18 protein-coding genes are annotated in these 20,924 nt (G+C 72.6%); 9 read left to right on the top strand and 9 right to left on the bottom strand.

What is annotated here, in order from left to right; translation table 11 throughout:
- Window positions 1-4 precede the first annotated feature (4 nt).
- From HBB12_RS07215 to HBB12_RS07200, 4 genes are all read right to left on the bottom strand, one after another.
- Window positions 5-799: a TatD family hydrolase gene (locus tag HBB12_RS07215; protein WP_236988718.1), complete on the bottom strand. Its 795-nt coding sequence runs from the start codon at window positions 797-799 to the stop codon at window positions 5-7.
- The gene (metG, locus tag HBB12_RS07210; protein WP_236988717.1) at window positions 796-2,343 is read right to left on the bottom strand and encodes a methionine--tRNA ligase; all 1,548 of its coding nucleotides are present in this window, start codon (window positions 2,341-2,343) and stop codon (window positions 796-798) included. Before metG ends, HBB12_RS07215 begins: the two co-directional genes overlap by 4 nt.
- Window positions 2,344-2,479: 136 nt before the next feature.
- Window positions 2,480-4,456, bottom strand: a complete 1,977-nt coding sequence (locus tag HBB12_RS07205) for a glycoside hydrolase family 15 protein (RefSeq protein ID WP_272913252.1) — start codon at window positions 4,454-4,456, stop codon at window positions 2,480-2,482.
- A 48-nt stretch (window positions 4,457-4,504) separates the two neighbouring features.
- Window positions 4,505-4,741: a DUF6894 family protein gene (locus HBB12_RS07200; RefSeq protein ID WP_236988715.1), complete on the bottom strand. Its 237-nt coding sequence runs from the start codon at window positions 4,739-4,741 to the stop codon at window positions 4,505-4,507.
- A 455-nt stretch (window positions 4,742-5,196) separates the two neighbouring features.
- Here HBB12_RS07200 and HBB12_RS07195 point away from each other — a divergent pair, with 455 nt between their 5' ends.
- Window positions 5,197-5,658: an RrF2 family transcriptional regulator gene (locus HBB12_RS07195; protein ID WP_272913317.1), complete on the top strand. Its 462-nt coding sequence runs from the start codon at window positions 5,197-5,199 to the stop codon at window positions 5,656-5,658.
- 71 nt (window positions 5,659-5,729) lie between these two features.
- Here the strand turns inward: HBB12_RS07195 and HBB12_RS07190 are convergent, their stop codons facing one another.
- Entirely contained in the window at window positions 5,730-6,203 is a 474-nt protein-coding gene (locus tag HBB12_RS07190) for a VOC family protein (RefSeq protein ID WP_236988713.1), read from the bottom strand.
- Between the two features lie 271 nt (window positions 6,204-6,474).
- Entirely contained in the window at window positions 6,475-7,095 is a 621-nt protein-coding gene (locus tag HBB12_RS07185) for a cation efflux transmembrane domain-containing protein (protein ID WP_236988712.1), read from the bottom strand.
- 214 nt (window positions 7,096-7,309) lie between these two features.
- Between HBB12_RS07185 and HBB12_RS07180 the strand changes: the two genes are divergently transcribed.
- The gene (locus HBB12_RS07180) at window positions 7,310-8,428 is read left to right on the top strand and encodes an alpha/beta hydrolase (protein ID WP_236988711.1); all 1,119 of its coding nucleotides are present in this window, start codon (window positions 7,310-7,312) and stop codon (window positions 8,426-8,428) included.
- Window positions 8,429-8,515: 87 nt separating this feature from the next.
- Here the strand turns inward: HBB12_RS07180 and HBB12_RS07175 are convergent, their stop codons facing one another.
- Window positions 8,516-10,186, bottom strand: a complete 1,671-nt coding sequence (locus HBB12_RS07175) for a methyl-accepting chemotaxis protein (protein WP_236988710.1) — start codon at window positions 10,184-10,186, stop codon at window positions 8,516-8,518.
- A gap of 449 nt (window positions 10,187-10,635) precedes the next feature.
- Here HBB12_RS07175 and croR point away from each other — a divergent pair, with 449 nt between their 5' ends.
- The 4 genes from croR (at window position 10,636) to HBB12_RS07155 (ending at window position 15,262) form a co-directional block, all read left to right on the top strand.
- Window positions 10,636-11,097 (top strand): 3-hydroxybutyryl-CoA dehydratase, encoded by a 462-nt coding sequence (gene croR, locus HBB12_RS07170; RefSeq protein WP_236988709.1) that lies wholly within the window; start codon window positions 10,636-10,638, stop codon window positions 11,095-11,097.
- A 16-nt stretch (window positions 11,098-11,113) separates the two neighbouring features.
- Window positions 11,114-11,917 (top strand): TrmH family RNA methyltransferase, encoded by an 804-nt coding sequence (locus tag HBB12_RS07165; protein ID WP_236988708.1) that lies wholly within the window; start codon window positions 11,114-11,116, stop codon window positions 11,915-11,917.
- A 283-nt stretch (window positions 11,918-12,200) separates the two neighbouring features.
- On the top strand, window positions 12,201-13,214 hold the full coding sequence (locus HBB12_RS07160; protein WP_442919347.1) for an extracellular solute-binding protein: 1,014 nt from the start codon (window positions 12,201-12,203) through the stop codon (window positions 13,212-13,214).
- Window positions 13,215-13,606: 392 nt separating this feature from the next.
- Entirely contained in the window at window positions 13,607-15,262 is a 1,656-nt protein-coding gene (locus HBB12_RS07155) for an ABC transporter permease (protein WP_442919346.1), read from the top strand.
- A 4-nt stretch (window positions 15,263-15,266) separates the two neighbouring features.
- Here the strand turns inward: HBB12_RS07155 and HBB12_RS07150 are convergent, their stop codons facing one another.
- Window positions 15,267-16,715 (bottom strand): extracellular catalytic domain type 1 short-chain-length polyhydroxyalkanoate depolymerase, encoded by a 1,449-nt coding sequence (locus HBB12_RS07150; protein ID WP_236988706.1) that lies wholly within the window; start codon window positions 16,713-16,715, stop codon window positions 15,267-15,269.
- 27 nt (window positions 16,716-16,742) lie between these two features.
- The gene (locus tag HBB12_RS07145; protein WP_236988705.1) at window positions 16,743-17,177 is read right to left on the bottom strand and encodes a ribbon-helix-helix domain-containing protein; all 435 of its coding nucleotides are present in this window, start codon (window positions 17,175-17,177) and stop codon (window positions 16,743-16,745) included.
- Window positions 17,178-17,391: 214 nt separating this feature from the next.
- Here HBB12_RS07145 and HBB12_RS07140 point away from each other — a divergent pair, with 214 nt between their 5' ends.
- The 3 genes from HBB12_RS07140 to trpS all read left to right on the top strand — a co-directional run bounded on the left by HBB12_RS07140 (window position 17,392) and on the right by trpS (window position 20,908).
- Window positions 17,392-18,714, top strand: a complete 1,323-nt coding sequence (locus HBB12_RS07140; RefSeq protein WP_236988704.1) for an adenylate/guanylate cyclase domain-containing protein — start codon at window positions 17,392-17,394, stop codon at window positions 18,712-18,714.
- Window positions 18,715-18,787: 73 nt separating this feature from the next.
- Window positions 18,788-19,705, top strand: a complete 918-nt coding sequence (locus HBB12_RS07135; protein ID WP_236988703.1) for an amidoligase family protein — start codon at window positions 18,788-18,790, stop codon at window positions 19,703-19,705.
- 198 nt (window positions 19,706-19,903) lie between these two features.
- Window positions 19,904-20,908, top strand: coding sequence for a tryptophan--tRNA ligase (gene trpS, locus HBB12_RS07130; protein WP_236988702.1), 1,005 nt, complete (start codon window positions 19,904-19,906; stop codon window positions 20,906-20,908).
- The last annotated feature ends 16 nt before the right edge of the window (window positions 20,909-20,924 follow it).

Here is a 20,924-nt window from a genome sequence, read left to right as displayed (position 1 = left end):
GCGGTCAGAGCCCTCGGCTGTGCGCGGCGGCCTTGTCGAACAGGCGATCGAAATTGGCGGTGGTGAGGCTTGCCAGCGCGTCGGGGGCAAGCCCCACGGTCTCGGCCAGCACCCGGGCGGTGTCGGCGACGAAGGCCGGCTCGTTCGGCCGGCCCCGATGCGGCACCGGCGCCAGATAGGGCGCGTCGGTCTCGACCAGAAGGCGCTCGTGCGGCACTCCCTTGGCGATCGACCGGATCTCGTCCGAGTTGCGGAAGGTGACGATGCCGGAGAACGAGATAGAGAGGCCGAGCTCGACCCCGATCTCGGCCAGCCGCCGCCCCGACGAGAAGCAGTGCAGCACCGCCTTGAACGGCCCGCGCGCCATCTCCTCGGTGAGGATGCGGCCGACGTCCTCGTCCGCCTCGCGGGCGTGGATGACGAGCGGCAGCCCGCTCTCGCGCGCGGCCGCGATGTGGGTGCGAAAGACCTTCTGCTGAACGTCCCGGGGCGCGGTGTCGTAATGGTAGTCGAGCCCCGCCTCGCCGATGCCGATGCAGCGCGGATGGCGCGACAGGGCGACGATCTCGCTCGCCGGCACGTCCGGCTCCTCGCCCGCCTGATGCGGGTGGGTGCCGATCGTGAAGAAAACCTCCGGGTGGGCCTCGCTCAGGGCCCGGTAGGTCTCGAACCGGGCGACACGGGTCGAGATCGTCACCATCCGGTCGATCCCGGCGGCCTTGGCGCGGGCCAGCACCTCGGGCAGCCGCTCGGCGAGGCCGGGCGAGTCGAGGTGGCAATGGCTGTCGACCAGGCTCACGCCTCGGGCTCCACGTAGCGCGGGAAGATCGGGCTCGGCGCCGGCAGGCTCGTGCCGGGCACGAGGCGATGCTCCGGCCCGACATCGGCGAGCTTGCGCGCGTCCGGCGCCACCGCCAGCAGGTCGAGGAGCCGCGCGGCGGCGTTCGGGATGAAGGGCTGGACCAGGATGCCGACCGCCCGCAGCACCTCGGCGGTGGTGTAGAGCACTGCTTCCATCCGGGCCGGGTCGGTCTTGCGCAGGGCCCACGGCTCCTGACCGGCGAAGTAGCGGTTGGCCTCCGCCACCACGGCCCAGATCTCGGCGAGCACCGCGTGCAGGGCGAGATCCTGCATCAGCCCCCTCGCCTTCTCCGGCAGCGCGTCGGCGAGCGCCAGCAGCGCCCGGTCGGCGGCGGCCGGCTCGCCGGCCTGAGGCACCTGCCCCCCGCAATTGCGGGCGATCATGGTCAGCGAGCGCTGGGCGAGGTTGCCGAGGTCGTTGGCGAGGTCGGCATTGAGCCGGTTGACGATCGCCTCGTGCGAGTAGCTGCCGTCCTGGCCGAACGGCACCTCGCGCAGCACGAAGTAGCGCAGGGGATCGACGCCGTAGATGTCGGCCAGCCCCACCGGGTCGACGACGTTGCCGACCGACTTCGACATCTTCTCTCCCTTGTTGAGGAGGAAGCCGTGACCGAAGACGCGCTTGGGCACCGGGAGACCGGCCGACATCAGGAAGGCCGGCCAGTAGACCGCGTGGAAACGGATGATGTCCTTGCCGATGACGTGGAGGTCGGCCGGCCAGTGGCGCCAGCGCGGGTCGCCCTCGTCGGGAAAGCCGCAGGAGGTGATGTAGTTGGTCAGCGCGTCGACCCAGACATACATCACGTGGGCCGGGTTGCCCGGCACCGGGACGCCCCAGTCGAAGGTGGTGCGGCTGACGGATAAATCCTGGAGGCCGGAGCGGACGAAGCTCGTCACCTCGTTGCGGCGCGAATCGGGGCCGATGAAGTCCGGGTTCGCCTCGTAGAGGGCGAGCAGGCGCTCGCCATAGGCCGAGAGCCGGAAGAAATAGCTCTCCTCCTCGACCCACTCGACCGGCGTGCCGGTCTTCTCGGCCCGGCGGCTGCCGTCGGCTGAGGTGACGAGCTCGGATTCGTCGTAATAGGCCTCGTCGCGGACCGAGTACCAGCCGGCATACTTGGCGAGGTAGATGTCGCCGTTCTCCTCCATCCGGCGCCACAGGGCTTGAGCGGAGGCGATGTGGTCGGCATCGGTGGTGCGGATGAAGCGGTCGAACGAGCAGTCGAGCCGCTCGGCCATGGCGCGGAAGCGCGGCGCCATATCGTCGACGAAGGCGCGCGGGCTGATCCCGGCCTTGGCGGCGGTCTGCTGGATCTTGAGGCCGTGCTCGTCGGTGCCGGTGGTGAAGAACACGTCGTAACCGTCGAGGCGCTTGAAGCGCGCGATGGCATCGGCGGCGATCACCTCGTAGGCATGCCCGATATGCGGCACCCCGTTGGGGTACGAGATGGCGGTGGTGATGAAGTACGGCTCGCCCGCCACGACTTGGGTTCCCGGATAGGAGGCTTCGGATCGGTCGGGGCGCCCGCGGGGCGCCCATCCGAGCCTTAGAGCAAATTCGGGCGGCGGTGCCCACCCCCCGGGACGGCTCTTCCTCCGCCGCCGCTCACTCCGGCGCTCAGGCGCCCACCGCCCACCGGCACGGCTCGTCCGTCATCGTCCCGCGGGCCTGCGCCTCGGCGTGCCGCGCCGCCCGGTCGAGGCGGACCGCGTGGTTGATGATCGCCATGTGGGTGAACCCTTGCGGGACGTTGCCGCGCTGCTCGCCCGTCCCGGCGTCGATCTCCTCGGCGAACAGCCCGAGGTCGTTGCCCCGCGCCAGCAGCCGCGCGAAGAGCGGCTCGGCCTCCTCCGTGCGCCCGGCGAGCGCCAGGCAGCCGACGCGCCAGAAGGCGCAGGCCGCGAAGGTCGCCTCCGGGTGCTCGAACCCGTCGGCGTTGCGGTAGCGGTAGATCAGGTCGCCGTCGCCGAGGCCTTCGCTCACCGCACGAAGCGTCGCCGCGACCCGGGGCGACCCGGCGTCGAACGCGCCGAACAGCACCGTGCGCAAAACCGCCGCGTCGAGGTCGTCGGAGCCATAAGACTGGGTGTAGGCCCCGACGTGGGCGTTCCAGCCCTTCTCGTGGTACTCGGCCCGGATCTCGGCGGCGGCCCTTCGCCATTCCTCGACCCGCTCGGGCGCCGCCACGTCGAGGACCCCGGCGATCTGCACCGCCCGGTCGAGGGCGACCCAGAGCATGCCCTTGGTGTGCAGGATCTGGCGCGTCTCGTCGCGCAGTTCCCAGATGCCGTGATCGGCGGCGTGGCGGCAGCGGATGACGTGATCGGTGAGGTGCCCGAGCACCTCGGGCAGATGGTCGTTGACCTTCACCGGCGGGTCGTAGTCGACGGCGTCGAGGAAGGCGTGGAGCGCCACCAGGAACTCGCCGTAGATGTCGTACTGGTGCTGGCCCGAGGCCGCGTTGCCGATCCGCACCGGCGCGCAGCCGCGCCAGCCGCGCAGGTGGTCGAGGATCTCCTCCTCGGGTACGCGCCCGTTGATGCCGTACATCAGTTCCAGGTCGCGGCCGCGGGTCCCGTCGGCGTCGCGCAGGAAGCGCAGGAACTCCGCCGCCTCGCGCAGGTAGCCGAGATTGACGAAGGCCGTGACGGTGAAGCTCGCATCCCGCATCCAGACGTAGCGGTAATCGAAGTTGCGGGTGCCCGGCACCGCCTCCGGCAGGCTGGTGGTGGCGGCCGCGATGATCCCGCCGGAGGGGGCGTGGGTCAGGAGCTTGAGCACGAGTGCGCTGCGCACGACGTCGTCGCGGTGCGGCCCGTCATAGGTGCAGCGGCCGGACCATTCCTGCCAGTAGCGTTCCGTCGCCGACAGGCTCGCGGCGGCCTGCCCGATATCGCCGTCGTCGTCCTCGCGGTGGGAGAGGACCAGCGTCGCCCCCTCCCCGGCCGCCAAGGAGAATGCCGCCTCGACCCGGTCGCCGGCGATCGTCAGCGGCACCGTGGCGGCGACGCGCACGCCCTCGGGCTTCGAGAGCCGCCGGCACAGGACCGTCCCGCCCGCTTCCGCGTCGAGGACGGCGCCGTCGCGGGCGTAGTCGAAGGTCGAGCGGACCCGGAAGCGGCCGGTCACCGTGCCGGCCTCGCAGGTGGCGAGGCGCAGGATCCGGCCGTGGGGCGCGCCGTCCGGGCCCTCGTCCGGGACCGCGTCGAGCGGGTGCAGCGGCATGAGATCGGTGAGCGTCAGGCGGCCGGTCGCGGTGACGAAGGTGGTCTCCAGGATGGTGGTGCCGGGCCGGTAGCGCCGATGCGTCTCGCGCAACCCCTCGAGCAGGATCTCGCAGGCCCCGCCCTTCTCCTCGTCGAGGAGGCGCAGGAAGACGGCCGGGCTGTCGTGGCAGGGCCAGCACAGCCAGTCGATCGACCCGTCCCGGGCGACGAGCGCCGTCGTGCAGGTATCGCCGATGATGGCGTAGTCCTCGATCGGCCGGTCCGTCACGTCGCCTCGCTGCCAACATGGGTTAAAGCGCGGGGGTAACGGTCCGCCGGGAGGGCGGTTTCGGGGCGCGACGGTATGTGCCGGGCCGCGAGGGACCATCGGCCGATCCGATGGGGCTCGATCCAGTCAGACTCAATCCAGCCAGGGTCAATCCAGCCAGGTGCAGGCGACGGCCAGGGACGCGATGGCGAGGACGGTGCGGCGCTCGTCGCGGATGGTCACGAACAGGTGGAGCCGGTCCTGGCGGCGGGCCTCGTCGCGGGCGATGTCGGCCAGGATCCGCATGGCATGGGCCTGGGCGGCCTCGCGGCTCGGCCAGTCGCTGCCCTCGTCGTCGCGATGCGACAGGTCGTGGTCGTTGATGTCGAAGAAGTAGTGCGGCACGGGTTGCCCCAATGTGTGAGGGGGCCTCCGGACCGAATCTCCGGAGCCCACCGGCCGGCCCTGCCGATCGGGGCCCGGTGACGATTGACTAGGCCGACCCGACAATCCCCGCCCTCGCAAATGTTTATCGAACGCGATTTTCCCTCTCGCTTCAAACAAGTATGAAAATTACCAGATTATGCCACCATCGACTGGCGCCCGCTTGCGTCAGCGCATGCCGGCGGCCGGTCCTCCGCTGCGGCCGTGGTCGCGAGGTTGCATCCGCTCGGCCACGATACAACCGTGCCCGTGGCTTTCTCGGCCGGCCCGACATACGATAGGCTGGCGCCCCGCGACGGCCGCGCTTCGGCCGGGAGCGACCGCGCGGTCCCGACGGCCCGGGGGCGGGCAGCGGGGCGGCATCCGCCAAGGACGGCCGCGAAGGCACGGACGGCCGCGAAGGAAGGACGGCACCCCTGCGGCTCTCGCTCTACACCGACCTGTCGCTGCGCCTGCTGCTCTACCTCGCGGCGGTGGAGGCCGGCGCCTGGACGACGACGCCGGCCGTCGCCCGCGCCTTCGGGGTGTCGCTGCACCATCTCCAGAAGGTGGCGCGGGGGCTCGCCGGCGCCGGCTACATCGAGGCGCGGCAGGGCCGCGCCGGCGGCGTGCGCCTGGCCCTGCCGCCGGAGGCGGTGCGGCTCGGCGCCGTGGTGGCGGAACTCGAAGGTCTCGGCTGCCTCGTCGAATGCGCCCGCGGCCCCTGCCCGCTCGCCGGCCGCTGCCTGCTCAAGCACGCCCTCGACGCGGCCGAGCGGAGCTTCGTGCGCGAACTCGACCGCTTCACCCTCGCCGACGTCCTCGCCGGGCCGACCGGGGCGGCCCTGCGGGAGATGATCGGGCGGGAGGCCGACGGGGCGGCGGAGCCGGGTTCGTAGGGCCGCTCCTTGGTTGGGCTGGCCGTATGAAGGACCGCTGGAGGTGGGAAGCGGGCCCTCGCCCAGCGGGATCAGTGATCCTGGGCGGTCGCTGGCGGCTGCATGAATTCGATCGTCGCGCCGTCAGGACCGACAGCGTAGATCACCCGCGTTCCAGCCCGCGCACCGCTCGCGATCGGCTGCGGCGTACCTTGCGCCTTCCAGCCGTGGGCGGCGATCCGCACCAGGAGCGCGTCGATGTCATCGACCACAAGGGCCAGATGCGCGAAGCCTGGGTCGAACGGCTTGGCTGGCACGCTTGGTCGGTCCGGACCCTGATACTCCAGGAGTTCGATGGTCTGATCCGCCAGCGAAACGATCGCTAGGCGCACCTTCGCCCCATGCGCTCCGGTGACCTGACCGAGGAACTCGCCCTCCATCTCGCCCGTCCGCACGAGGCGTGCGCCGAGCCCATCGATCCAGAACCGAAGTGCCTCGTCGAGGGAGCCGACCGCGAAGCCGACATGATCGGCGCGCCGCACATGGATGCTCGTGTGGTCCGTCATACGGGACGCTCTACCGGCAAAGGGGCTGCTCGTCTGCAACGGGTCGAGGCTGCGTGAAACCGCAGGGTTTGCAGAAGAATTTCCCCCCGCGCACGCTGGGCAACCCGGCAGGGGCATCCTGTCGGCACCTCGGCGGCCACCCAGGATGCTCGGATGGCTGCAGCGAGGAAGATTGTTCCGTAAGTTCAGGGCGTGTCCGAGTTTTCACACAGGCTCGGTCGCGAGCAGTCCTCTCGTCGTCGTGTGAATCGAGCCCCGATCCCCGCCCATCTCACCCCCCCTCGCGCGCCGCCCGGCGCTCGGCCGCGGCGGCCTGCCAGATCTCCCGGGCGGCCTCCGCGTTCATCACCGCGATGCCGAGGCCGACCACCAGGTCGGGCCAGGGCGCGAAGCCGGGCCATCGCGACAGGGTGGCGGCGGTGACGAGCCCGGCCGCCACGATGGCGACGTTGGCCACCGCATCGTTGCGGGCCGACAGGAAGGCCGCCCGGGTCAGGCTGCCGCGCCCCTCGCGGTGGCGGGCCAGCATCGCCGCGCAGGCGAGGTTGACCGCGAGCGCACCGAGACCCGTCAGGGTCAGCGGCAAAGGCGCCGGGGCCGTGAAGGCGCCGATCTTCTGCCAGGCGGTCCAGGCGGCCGCCAGCCCCGGGAGCAGCAGGATGCCGGCCATCGCCGCACCGAGCCGCGCCCGCGCGGCGGGCCGCCAGCCGAGGCCGGCGACGATCAGGAGGTTGAGCGCCGCATCCTCCAGGAAATCGACGCTGTCGGCCACCAGGGCGACGGAGCCGATCGCCAGAGCCACCGCCGCCTCGACCCCGAAATAGCCGAGATTGAGCAGGGCGACGGAGGCCACGGTCTCGCGCAGGCCGGGATCGGTGTCGGAGGAGGTCACGGGGAGCGGGCTCGCACGGCAGCGGCAGGACGCGGCGTCTATGCCCCGATCGGGCGGCATGAGCCAGGGGGCTGGGCCAAAGTGGGCTGGACCAGAGGGGCTTGCGCCAGAGGGGGCCGCATCCGCGCCATGCCCCACCGGCGGTTGTGCCGACGGGCGGCGCCGGCTTGACTGGGGCTACCCGCCGACGACAGGCGGGAGGGAGGAACACGCCATGCCGCGTTCATCACGGTCAACCGCATCCGGGCCGGGGCGGGTGCCCCGCCGGCTCGTCCTCGCCGGCCTCGGCGCCCTCGCGGCGATCCCGCAGGCCGCGGCAGCCCCCGACTCCGCGCCGCAGGCCTCGCCGGACCGGCCGGCGCTCCACACGGAAGAGTTCCGCCTGCCTGGCCCGGAGGACGGCGTCTCGATCTACGTGCGCAACAAGCGCCCGGCCGGAACGGAGCGTTTCGCGGCCGACCGCATCCTGCTCTACGTCCACGGCGCGACCTACCCGGCCTCGACCGCCTTCGACCTGCCGCTCGCCGGCCTGTCGATGATGGAGTACCTGGCGGGCCTCGGCTTCGACGTCTACCTCGTCGACCTGCCGGGCTACGGGCTCTCGGGCCGTCCGGCGGCGATGAGCCGCCCGGCCGCCGACGGACAGCCCTTCATGCGGACGAAGGACGCCGCCGCGATCGTCGGCCAGGTCGTCGACTTCATCCGCCAGCGGCGCGGCGTCGACAAGATCGACCTGATGGGCTGGTCCTGGGGCACCTCGACGATGGGGCTCTACACCAGCACCCACAACGACAAGGTCAACCGCCTCGTCCTCTACGCGCCGCAATGGCTCTCGCGCACGCCCTCGCTCATCGGCGCCGGCGGCGGCGCGCTCGGGGCCTACCGGAGCGTGAGCCGGGACAGCGCGAAGGCGCGCTGGCTCAAGGGCGTGCCGGAGGACAAGCAGGCGGCGCTGATCCCGCCCGGCTGGTTCGAGCAATGGGCCGACGCCACCTTCGCGACCGACAAAGCCGGCGCCGCGCAAGCGCCGCCGGTGTTGCGCGCGCCGAACGGCGTCGTGGCGGATGCGCAGGATTACTGGCAGGCCGGCAAGCCGCTCTACGATCCCGGCGAGATCCGGGTGCCGACGCTGGTCATCCACGCCGAGTGGGACGCCGACCTGCCGAGCTACCAGGCGCAGGAATACTTCGCCCGGCTCACCCGCGCGCCCTACCGACGCTTCGTCGAACTCGGCGAGGGCACCCACACGGTCATGATGGAGAAGAACCGGATGCAGTTCTTCCGCGAGGTCGCCGCCTTCCTGACCGAGGCCGACCCGCAGGCGCTGAACTGACCGGGGCCGAAACGGCGAGCGCCGCCCCGGTGGTCCAGGGCGGCGCGACCGACGAATTGGTTCGAGAATCGGCTGGAACCGGGCGGCTCAGGCCGCCCGCACCGTGTCGAGGAAGCGCGCCACCTCGGCCGAGAGGTGCTCGGACTGGCGCGACAGCTCGCTCGCCGCCCCCAGCACCTGGCTCGCCGCCGCGCCGGTCTCGTCCGCGGCCCGGGCGACGCCGGCGATGGTCGTCGTCACCTCGCCGGTGCCGGACGCGGCCTCGGAGACGTTGCGCACGATCTCCTGCGTCGCCGCGCCCTGCTCCTCGACCGCCGCCGCGATCGAGGTGGCCACGGTCGAGATCTCCGAGATCCGGGCGGTGATCGCCCCGATCGCGCCGACCGCCTGGCCGGTCGAGGCCTGGATCGCCGCGATCTGGCCGGTGATCTCCTCGGTGGCCTTCGCGGTCTGGCCGGCGAGTTCCTTGACTTCCGCCGCCACCACCGCGAAGCCGCGGCCCGCCGCGCCGGCCCGGGCCGCCTCGATCGTGGCATTGAGCGCGAGCAGGTTGGTCTGGGCGGCGATCGACGAGATCAGCCCGACCACGTCGCCGATGCGGGCGGTCGCCTCGGTCAGCGCCCGGACCTGGGCCGCGCTCTCGCCGGCCTCCCGGACGGCGGCGCCGGCGAGCCGCGCCGAGCCGTCGACCTGGCGGCCGATCTCCTGAACCGAGGCCCCCAGTTCCTCGGCCGCCGCCGCGACGGTGCCGACATTCGCGGCGGCCTGCGCGGCGGCCGCGGCGACGCCGCTCGACTGGCCGGCGGTCTCCTGCGCGGTGGCGGTCATGGTCTGGGCGGTGGCCTGCAGTTCGGTCGCCGCGGCGGTGACGGCACCGACGATGCCGCCGACCGCCCGCTCGAAGGCGTCGGCCATCTCGCGCATCGCCTGCCGGCGCTGCGCCTCCGCCCCGGCCCGGGCGAGCGCGGTCTCCTCCTCCAGGCGGCGGGTGCGGATCAGGTTGTCGCGGAACACCGCCAGCGCCCCTGCCATCGCTCCGAGCTCGTCCCGGCGGGCGGCGCCGGGGATCGCGGTCCCGGCATCGCCCTCGGCGAGGCGGCGCATCGCCCCGGTCATGCGGCCGAGCGGCCGGACGACGCCGAGAAGGCAGAACAGCACCGCCGCCAGGGTGACGAGGACGGAGACGGAGAACATCGCCACGGTGGTGCGGGTGGCCTCCACCCGCTCGGCCCGGGCCGCCTCGCCCGCCGCCTTGCCGGCGGCGACGTTGAGGCCGACGAGCTTCGTCGTCGTGTCGATCATCGCCCGGTAGGTCTTGTTCATCGGCCCACGGAAGAAGGCGTCGATCTCGGCCTGGCTCGGGAGCGCCTTGAGGCGGGCCCAGTCGGCCCGGAACGCCGCGAGCTTGTCCGTGACGTCATCGAAGATCTCCCGCTCGGCGGCGGAGCTGATCAGCCTGCGGTACTGCGCCATGCCGGCGTCGAGCGCGGCGTCCATCTCGGCGAAGCTCTTGGCCGAGAGCGCCTTCTCGGCCTCGCCCTCCGCCGTGATGAAGCGGAACTGCCAGAGCCGGGCGCGCATCACCAGGGTGTTGAGGGCATGCGCCTCGGTGATCGACGGCATCGCGTCGTCGGCGAGGGTGGCGATGCGGCTCTCGATCGCGTCGAGCTTCCACAGGGAGACGGCGCCCTGCGACAGGGACAGCAACAGGAGGATCCCGAACAGGCCGCTCAGGCTGCTCTTCAGGGACATGCGCATGACGGGGACCGCTGGTGATCGCTTCGGAAGACCTCACATCCTTCCTCCAGATATCGCTAAAATTTAATTAAAACGCCCGCCTCCTCCAATCCTGGCGCCATAAAGATAAGTCCAAGTCATGACCGCAGAAGATCGCCAGACGGGACGGATCGACAGGCGACGACGTTGCGGAAGGAGAAAGTCCAGAAGACGGTCTCGGCGAGCCGACGGAACGCGCACGGCACCGGGCGCTCGACGGTCCGATCCATCGCGGCGCCCCGGGGCCGGCGCGTGAACCCGGTCCACGGCGCCTCGTCCCGCGGCGTCTCCTCCTTTGGGCTGTCCGACCTTTCGCCACTGGATTTCCGCCCCCCTCCCGTGCGACCCCCGGGAACCCGGGCCGGGATTGCGGCGCCGCGCGCGCGCGGCCGCCTCGGCCGCGGCACGAGAATCGACCGGGAGCGACGCCGATGATGCCCGAACTGCGCGTGCTGTACTTCGAGGACCTGAGCGTCGGCCTGTCCGAGACGCTGTCGAAGACCATCGCGGCCTCCGACGTGGTCGGCTTTGCCGAGATCACCGGCGACCGCAACCCGATCCACCTCTCGGAGCACTTCGCCGCCCGCACGCCGTTCGGCACCCGCATCGCCCACGGCCTCTACACCGCCGGGCTGATCTCGGCGGTGCTCGGCACCCGCCTGCCCGGGCCGGGCGCGATCTACATCAGCCAGAGCCTCAATTTCCGCGCGCCGGTGCGCATCGGCGACACGGTCGACGTCACGGTGTCGGTGGCCGAGCTGGTGCCCGACCGCCGCCGCGCCCGGCTGACCTGCATCTGCGCGGTCAACGGCGAGACGGTGCTCGACGGCGAGGCCCTGGTGAAGGTGCCGACCAGGGCCGAATCCGATCCGCTGGCCGCCCGCAAGGGGTGATGCTATCCGGGGCGCGATGACGCCCCTCCCGATCGACGATCCCGACGACCCGCGCCTTGCCGCCTATACGCGGATGCGCGAGCGCGACCTCGTCGGGCGCGAGCGCCGGTTCATCGCCGAGGGCGAGGTGGTGCTCCGCGTGCTGCTCTCTGGACACGCCCGGTTCCGGATCGAATCGGTGCTGCTCGCGCCCGAGCGCTGGCCGGGGCTGGCGCCGGCTTTGGCCGGCCTCGACGCCCCGGTCTACCTCGCCGCCAAGGGCGTGATGGGGGCGGTGGCGGGCTTTCCGATCCATCGCGGCGTGCTGGCGGTGGGCCTGCGCGGCGAGGAGCCGCCGCCCGACGCCCTGGTGCCGCCGGGCCCGGCCCTGCTCGTCGGCCTCGTGGGGCTGGCCAACCACGACAATGTCGGGGGGATCTTCCGCAACGCCGCCGCCTTCGGCGCCGACGCGGTGCTCCTCGACGCCGGGACCTGCGATCCGCTCTACCGCAAGGCGATCCGGGTCTCGGCCGGGACGAGCCTCACCGTTCCCTTCGGCCGGCTCCCCACCGGCGACGACCTGCTGGATCTCTGCGCGCGCCATGCGCTGACGCCCGTCGCCCTCTCGCCCCGGGGCGAGGACATCGCGACCCTGCCGCCCCTGCCCCGCTCACTCCTGCTGCTCGGCACCGAAGGCCCCGGCCTGCCCGAGGCGCTGATGGCCCGCGCCCAAAGGGTCGCGATCCCGATGGCGCCGGGGGTCGATTCGCTCAACGTCGCGGTGGCGGGAGCGGTGGCCCTGCACCGGCTCGGCGGGGGGCGACTGACGTCTGCCCGATGATCGTCGAGCTTGAAGCCCGTTCGACGGACCTGACACCCTCGATGTCATCCCGGGTTCCGCTTTCGCGGCCTCGGGATGAGAGGGGACGATGTCGGCCCGTGCGCAGATCGACCGGCCTTCCCGGACGCCGATGACCCAGCGCAGGCTCGGCTTCGCGATCGATGCAGGATCGCCGACACTGGATCTCGTTTTTACATTGAAACAACTAAAATCTAACGCGCTTGCTTTTGTTTCGGGATTGCTTCTCAAGGGGTGCGCCATCCTCGGGAGACGCCCCTTGTCCCTGTCACGCACCGCGTTCGCGTTCCTCGGTCTCGTCGCCCTCGCCGCCCCCGCCCGGGCCGAGAGCGAGGTGAACCTCTACACCACCCGCGAGCCCGGCCTGATCCGTCCGCTCCTCGACGCCTTCACGAAGGCGAGCGGCGTCAAGGTCAACACGGTGTTCGTCGACAAGGGCCTGACCGAGCGCGTCGCCGCCGAGGGCGCCCGCTCCGCCGCCGACGTGGTGATGACGGTCGATATCGGCAACCTGATCGAACTCGTCGACCGCGACCTCGCCCAACCGGTGCGCTCGGCCGCCCTGGAGGCGGCGGTTCCCGCCAGCTTGCGCGATCCCGAGGGGCGCTGGTTCGCCCTCTCGACCCGCGCCCGGGTCGCCTATGCCGATCCGGATCTCCGCGACCTCGCCGGGCTGACCTACGAGGACCTGGCCGACCCGAAATGGAAGGGCAAGGTCTGCCTGCGGGCGGGCCAGCACCCCTACAACACCGCGCTGATCGCCGCCTACCTGGTCAAGCACGGCGAGGCGAAGACCGAGGCCTGGCTGCGCGGCGTGAAGGACAACCTCGCCCGCAAGGCCGGCGGCGGCGACCGCGACGTGGCCCGCGACATCGTCGCCGACCTCTGCGACATCGGCCTGGGCAATTCCTACTATGTCGGCCTGATGCGCAGCGGCCGGGGCGGCCCGGAACAGAAGAAATGGGGCGAGGGCATCCAGGTGGTGCTACCGACGTTCCAGGGCGGCGGCACGCACGTCAACGTCTCGGGCGCGGTGGTGGCGAAGAACGCCCCGAACCGCGACAACGCCGTCAAGCTCCTCGAATACCTCGCCTCCGACGACGCGCAGGGCCTCTACGCCAAGGCCGATTACGAGTACCCGGTGAAGCCTGGCGTCGCCGCGGACCCGCTGCTCACGGCGCTCGGCCCGCTCACGGTCGACACCACCCCGCTCGTCGAGATCGCCCGCAACCGCAAGGCGGCGAGCCTGCTCGTCGACAAGGTCGGGTTCGACCGGTGAGGCCGGAGGCCGTGTGATCTGTTCCGATGGCCGATGATGGCGCGGGTTTCCCCTCTCCCCGCGGGCGGGGAGAGGGCCGACGACACCTTGTCGTGTCGTCGGCAAGCGGAGGCGCAGCCGGAGCGAGGGTGAGGGGGTCTCGACGAGTGAGGCTCCTCCGGAAACACCCCCTCACCCTCGGCTGCCGCCTCGCTGCGTTCCCTGAACGGGAACACAGCCCTCTCCCCGCCCGCGGGGAGAGGAGAGAGCTCGCGCTTGATCTTGTTCGGGACGGATCAGGTGGAAACCACGACCCATTCTGAAGCGGACGGGAGCCGGCGACCAACGTGGAGGGAAGAGCTTTCGTGCCGCCGCGCCCATCGGCGGCCGCGCGCCGGGCGGCAAGGCCGCTCCTGCCTCGTTCCACCTCCGGCGGAGGGTCTCCCTGGCTTCTGGCCTGGACGCTCGCCGCCGGCCTCACCGCCCTCCTGGTCCTGGCCCCGGTCGCGGCGCTGGGGCTCGAGGCGCTGCACGGCTCCGGCGGGCTCTGGCCGCATCTCCTCGCCCATGTCCTGCCCCCCGCCCTCGTCGAGACCGGACTGCTGCTCGCCGGGGTCGGGATCGTGGTCGTCGTGGTCGGCACCGGGGCGGCCTGGCTCGTCGCGGCCTACGAGTTCCCGGGGAGGCGCCTGCTCGACTGGGCGCTGCTCTTGCCGCTCGCCGTCCCCACCTACATCGGGGCCTACGCCTATCTCGACCTGCTGCACCCGGTCGGCCCGGTGCAGGGCGCGATCCGCGCCCTCCTCGGCTATGCCCGCCCGCGCGACCTGATCCTGCCGGACCTGCGCTCGCTGCCGGGCTGCATCCTGCTGCTCGGCTTCGTGCTCTACCCCTACGTCTACCTGCCGACCCGGGCGCTGTTCCTGATGCAGTCGGCGAACCTGGTCGAGGCCGGGCGCAGCCTCGGGGCCGGGCCGGGGGCGGTGTTCCTCCGGGTCGCCCTGCCGCTCGCCCGCCCGGCCATCGCGCTCGGCGCCAGCCTGGCGCTGCTGGAAGCGCTCAACGACATCGGGGCGGCGGAATTTCTGGGCGTTCGCACCCTCACGGTCGCGATCTACGACACCTGGATCAACCGCTCGGACCTGCCCGGCGCCGCCGGCCTGGCGCTGGTGATGCTCGCCGCCTGCCTCGGCCTGATCGCGGTCGAGCGCCGGGCCCGGCGCGGGCGCGGCTATGCCGGGGCGGCGCAGCGCCCGCGGCGGATGAGCCGCACGCGGCTCGCCGGCCCGGCGGCTTTCATGGCGCTCGGTCTCGGCCTCGTGCCGGTCGCAATCGGCTTCCTGGCACCGGCAGGCTACCTCGCGGTCGAGGCGGGGAAGCGCCTGCACTTCGCCGGCCTGTCCGGGGCGATCCTGTCGGAGAGCCTGAACACCCTGTTCTATGCCGGCCTCGCGACCGTGGTGGCCACCACCCTCGGCCTCGTGATGGCGGCAGGCTCAGCTGTGCTCGGCGGGCGCTGGCACGGGGTGCTCCTGCGCTGCGCCACCTTCGGCTACGCGGTGCCCGGCGCCATCCTGGCGATCGGCCTCCTGCCGCCGCTCTCCGCCCTCGACGGCCTGCTCGACGGCCTGAGCCGGGCGTTGACCGGGGTTCCGCTCGCTGCGATGGGCCTCGGCACGGGAGCGGCGCTCGTCTACGCCTACGTGGTGCGCTTCCTCGCCGTGACCGCCGGCAGCAGCGAGGCGGGCCTCGCCCGGGTGCCGCGCTCGCTCGGCGATGCCGCCCGGGTGCTCGGCCGGGGTCCGGCCGGCGCCCTGGCGCAGGTCCACCTGCCGCTGACCTGGCCGGCGCTCCTCGGCGGCGCCCTCCTGGTCTTCGTCGATTGCGTCAAGGAACTGCCTGCGACGCTGATCCTGCGTCCGCTCAACGTCGAGACCCTGGCGACCCACCTCTACGGCGAGGCCGCCCGCGGCACCTACGAGGACGGCGCGGTCGCCGCCCTCCTGATCGTCGCGGTCGGGCTCCTGCCGGTCGCGCTGCTGCTGCGGGTCTCGACCCCGAAGGCGTGAATCCTCAAGCCACGCGGGCATGCTCGAGGAAGAACCGCAGCATCTCGGTGCTGGCATCGGGCCCGCGCGGCTCGGTGTAGGAGCCGTCCGGGCTGCCGCCGGACCAGGCGTGGCCCGCCCCGTGCAGCACCCAGGCTTCCACCTGTCCCTTCCCCGCCGCATCCGCGTGGATCGTGCGGGTATAGGCGATCCCGCCCGGTGCCTCGCCCCGGGTCACGGTCTCCCGCAGCGGCGCCCCCGGCATCGCCTGGGCGGCCACCCGCTCGCCGTTGAGCGGATGCACCGTCCTGTCGCCGTCGCCGTGGAAGACGATGGTCGGCACGGCCGGGCCCGGCCGCGTCGGGGCGGCTCCCCCCTGGCTCATCGCCGCGAAGGCCGAGGGCATGTCCCGCGCCGCGCCGCAGGCGAGGCCCGAATGGATGCCGGCCGCCGCGAACACGTCCGGATAGGTCGCCGCCAGGATCGCCGCCGCCGCGCCGCCGGCCGAGAGCCCGGCGACGTAGACCCGGGTCGGATCGGCCCCGAACTCCGCCACCACGGCCCGCGCGATCCCGGCGATCAGCGCCGGCTCGCCCGCGCCGCGGCCCTGGTCGCCGGGCTGGAACCAGTTCCAGCATTTCTGCGCGTTGGCGGAGCGCTCCTGGCGCGGATAGACGACGATCGCGCCTTGCGCCTCGGCGAGCGCGTTCATCCGCGTGCCGAGGGCGAAGTCGTCGGGGTCCTGGGTGCAGCCATGCAGCATCACCACGACCGGCAGCCTTTGGCCCTCTCGGCCACTCGGGACGTAGACCTTGTAGGTCCGGCGGCCCGCAGCATCGGAAAAGCTCCGTTCCTCGAACCGCGCCCCATCCGGCACCGGCACGGGCCGGCGAGGCTTCAGGCCCTCGCCGAGACCGCCGGGCAAATGGCTTGCCAAGTTACCCGCCAAGTTACCCGCCAAGTTGCCCGCCAAGTTGCCCGCCAAGTTGCCCGCCAAGTTGCCCGCCAAGCCATCCAACGCTCCCTCGCGCAGCAGGTCGGCCAGCCCGCCCGGCGGGCGAAAGGTCTTCAGGGCCGCCGGCATCCCCAGCAGGGTCTCCTGCAAGCCCTTCAGCGCATCGGGCATCGCCCGCAGCGCCTCGGACGGATCCGGCGCACCGGCCTGTCCCGGGACCGTCCAGGCGCCGCCCGGCTCGGTCGGGGCCTCGAGGTCGATGGCGGGTTCGGTGCCTCGCCCGGTTCCTGGGCCGGTTCCTGGCCCGGTTCCTGGCCCGGTTCCTGGGCCGGCCCCTCGCCCGGTCGCCGTCGGCGCCGCCGGGCGGGCGGGTTCGGCCGGCACCGCGTGGCCCTGGATCAGGGCCACGGCCTCGGTCAGCCGGCCGGCGCGGGTGAGGCGGGTCACCTCGGCCATGTCGACATTGGCACCAAGGCCGCCGAGGGGCCCGCCCGGGGGAAAGTTCCTGAATGCGCTCATGAGCGTGGTCCTGTGCGAGGAGGGGTTTCAGGCGATGCGGTCGGCGAGCGCGGCCTTGACGGCGGCGCTGGCATGGAAGGCGCCGAGCACGTGGATCGACGCGATGGCCGCCCGGGCGAGCTCCGGCGTGACGTCGTCGGCGATGCTGGCGAGCCCGAGGACCTGGATGCTGAGGGGCGTGCCGGAATCCCGCGCCGCCTCCAGCTCGGCCCTCGTGATGTACGTGAGGCCGAGGCTGAGCTGCCGGCGTGCCACCGACTGGCGCAACGCCTCCTCCTGACGGTCGAGCTGGTTGCGGACCGCCGTGCGGATGAAGTCGGCCCGGTTGGCGTAGAACCCGTCCCGCACCATCAGGTCGACGCGGCCGAGATCGACGAAGCCGAGATTGACCGTGACCTTCTCGCTCTCCGGCAGCTTGGGTCCGGGCCCCTTGGGCCTCAACTCGTGCACGCTCTCCGTCATCGCCATCTCCAGACCATCCCGTTGGATGGTCTGGAGATGGCGATGGGCATCCCTTTCCGCAAGGGGCCGATCCGGCGGAACGATGCGCCGTCCGGCCCGTTCGGCTCTCCGGCACCGGCGTCGTCGCGACCCGGACCAATCGGGGGCCTTCGCCGGCGGCCGGTGAACGACCATCTTGCCTCGATGCATCCCCGTGCCCCGCGATAAGGCCCGCATGAGCAGACGACATCCGACCCCGCCGGACCGGGGCCCGGCGCCCCGCCCTGCCGGGGACGAGCACACCCTGGCCGCCGGCCTCGCCGCGGGCACCGCCACGCGCGTCCTGGCGATGCGGCTGGTGATGCTGGGGGTGCTGGCGGTCTCGGCCCATCTCAGCGACGGCGTGCTGCATGCCGGCAGCCACTGGTTCATCCTCGGCGGCTACGCGGCCTCCTCGCTCTGGCTCGCCGTCACGGCGCGGCGACGCGACAGCGAGCGCCTGGCCTGGATCGCGACGCTGCTCGACGCCGCGCTCGCGGCCTATATCGTGCTCGAATACATGATGGCGGCGGCGGAGGCCGCCGACGAGCCCGGCACCCTGGCGAGCCGCCTGCCGGCCTTCCTGCTGCTGCTCGAATCCGGCCTGACCCTGCGGCCGCGCCACACCGCGGTCTTCGCCGCCCTGGTGGCGGGGGTGTGGTCCGGGGCGCTCGGCCTCGGCCTCCTCCAGCCCGGCCTCGGCCTGCCGCCGGCGGGGCCGAACGTCTTCGGGCTCCTCTCCTTCCTGGTGGCGGCCGCCTTCGTGATCGAGGGGTCGCTGCGCCTGCGCCGGGGCTTTGCCGCGATGCTGCGCCTGGAGCACGAGCGGGCGGCCCTGGCGCGCTTCGTGCCGGCGGGAATCGACCTCGTGCGGCATGACGGGCCGACGGCGCTCCAGCCGCGGCACGCCTGCCTGCTCGCCCTCGACATCAGGGGTTTCTCGGCCCTGACCCGGCGCTGGGGCGAGGCCCGGGTGCTCGACTGGCTGCTGGCGTTCCGGGCACTCGCCCACGGCGCGGTCACCGCGCAGGGCGGCCTCGTCGACAAGTATGTCGGCGACGGGGTGCTGGCCCAGTTCCTCGACGGCGCACCGGCGGAGCAGGCGGCGGCAGCGCTCGCCTGCGTACGGGAGATCGAGGCGCGGGTGCGGCGGATGAACGAGACCCGGGGGCGGCAGGACCTGCCGCCGCTCGCCTTCACCGCCTCGCTCCATGCCGGCGAGGTGCTGGTGGGGGTGCTCGACGACGGGGCACGGGCCGAGTTCACGGTGCTCGGCCCGGCGATGAACGCGCTCGCCCGGGTCGAGGCCCGGGCCAAGCGCGAGAACCTGCCGGTCGCGGTCTCGAAGCGGGTGATGCGGCTCCTCGGCCCCGCCGCGCCGCCGGCCCGCCGCCTGCCGCGCCGCCCGGGCGAGGAGGATTGCCCGGACCTGTTCGGCCTCGATCCCGCCGCCGCGCCGGCCCCCTCGCAGACACCCTCGCCGCAGACGCCTTCACCCCTGCCGGCGGTGGCGTCGTGAGCAGCGGCCCCGTGAGCCCCCCATGAGCGCCCCCACGAGCGCCCCCACGAGCGCCCCTATGACAGAGCGTCCCATGCCCGAGACCCGCACGGCCGAGTTCCGCTCGCCGCCCCGGCCCCTGCGGAGCGACGGGACCCCGCGCCGGGTCGGCGTCGAGATCGAGTTCATGGGGCCTTCGGCCAGGGCCGCCGCCGGGGCGCTCGCCGCCGGGCTCGGCGGGCGCCTCGCCGAGGAGGACCCGCACGCCTTCCGGCTCGAGGGCACGGCGCTCGGCGACCTCCGGGTCGAACTCGACCTGCGCGCCGCCCATCCGCAGCGCCGGATGCCGGAACACGGTGCCGGTCCGGGACTGCCGGTCCGCGCCGCCGGACGTTCTCTCGCTGCCCTCCTCGGCCCGGTGGTGCCGCGCGAGGTGATCACCGGCCCCCTCGCCTTCGACCGCCTGCCCGAGACCGACCGCCTCGCCGCCCTGCTGCACGGGGCCGGCGGGCGGGGGCGCGGGGCGGTGCTGCTCGGCTCGCTGGGCCTCCACTTCAACGTCGAGCCGCCGGACCTCGAGGCCGCCACCCTCACCGGCCTGCTGCGGGCCTATCTCCGGTCCGAGCCGGACCTGCGCCGGGCCACCGCGGCGGGCGGGTTCCTGGCCGCCCGCGGCCTGCCGCCGCCCTTCCCAGCGGCTTACGTCGCCCGGGTGCTCGATCCCGGCTACCGGCCCGACCTCGACGGCCTCGCCCGCGACTACCTCGCCGCCAACCCGACCCGCCACCGCGGCCTCGATCTCCTGCCGCTCCTCGCCCATCGCGACGAGGACGGCGTCCGGGCGGCCCTGCCGCCGGACGAGAAGGTGAGCCCTCGGCCCGTGCTGCATTACCGGATGCCGCAGGCGCATGTGGGCTTGGCGGGCTGGAGCCTGGCACCGGCCTGGAACCTGTGGGTGGGGGTGGAGGAGATGGCGGAGGCGGACCGCCTCGAGGCGGCGCGACCGGCTTGAGCGGGCGCTGAATCCCGCTTACCCTGTCCCCGATGATCGAGAGCCGCTCCCCCCGCGCGACCACCTGGTGGCGCTTCCGTTAAGGAAGCGGCCCGTCGTCATTCTCGTCACGACCGATGCCGCCGTCCGGTGGGCACGGTCGTTCTTCGGTTCCGGCACCCTTCGGCGCGGCGGCTTTCCTCCGGAAAGAGCCCCCCGATGCCGCCCAAACCCGTCATCCTCACCGGCGACCGCACCACCGGTCCCCTGCATCTCGGCCACTACGCCGGCTCGCTGCGCAACCGCGTGGCGTTGCAGCACAGCCACCGCCAATACCTGCTGCTCGCCGACGCGCAGGCGCTGACCGACAACGCCCACGACCCGGCCCGCATCGCCCGCAACGTGATCGAGGTCGCGACCGACTACCTCGCGGTCGGCATCGATCCGGCGGTCACCACGATCTGCGTGCAATCGGCCCTTCCGGCGCTCGCCGAACTGACCCTGCTCTACCTCAACTTCGTCACGGTGGCCCGGCTGGAACGCAACCCGACGATCAAGGACGAGATCCAGGCCCGCGGCTTCGGCCGCGACATCCCGGCGGGCTTCCTGTGCTACCCCGCCGCCCAGGCCGCCGACATCACGGCGTTCCGGGCCACCCTGGTGCCGGTGGGCGAGGACCAGGCGCCCCTGATCGAGCAGACCAACGAGATCGTCCGCCGCCTCAACCGGCAGGTGGGCCACGACCTCCTGCCCGAGGCTCGGTCGCTGATCCCGGAGATCGGGCGGCTGCCGGGTGTCGACGGACGGGCGAAGATGAGCAAGTCGGGCGGCAACGCCCTGCCGCTCTCGGCCTCCGACTCCGAGATCGCCGCTTTTGTGCAGCGGATGTACACCGATCCCGGCCACTTGCGCGCCTCCGATCCGGGCCGGGTCGAGGGCAACGTGGTCTTCACCTATCTCGACGCCTTCGACCCCGACCGGCAAGCGGTCGCGGACCTGAAGGCCCATTACCGGCGCGGCGGCCTCGGCGATTCCGTGCTCAAGGACCGCCTCACGGCAATCCTGCGCGACCTCCTCGGGCCGATCCGCGAGCGGCGGGCCGGGATCGCCCGCGATCCGGATCATGTCATGGACGTGCTGCGCACCGGCACGGCGCGGGCAAGGGAGCTCACTGCAGAGACCCGGGACGCGGTGCAGGACGCCCTCGGCTTGTTCCGTCTCTGAGCGCCGCATGCACGCC

The organism is Methylobacterium sp. SyP6R (genome assembly GCF_019216885.1).
Classification (GTDB): domain Bacteria; phylum Pseudomonadota; class Alphaproteobacteria; order Rhizobiales; family Beijerinckiaceae; genus Methylobacterium.
Note: the sequence above shows the minus strand (reverse complement) of the source record. Positions and strands in the feature narration are given on the sequence as shown.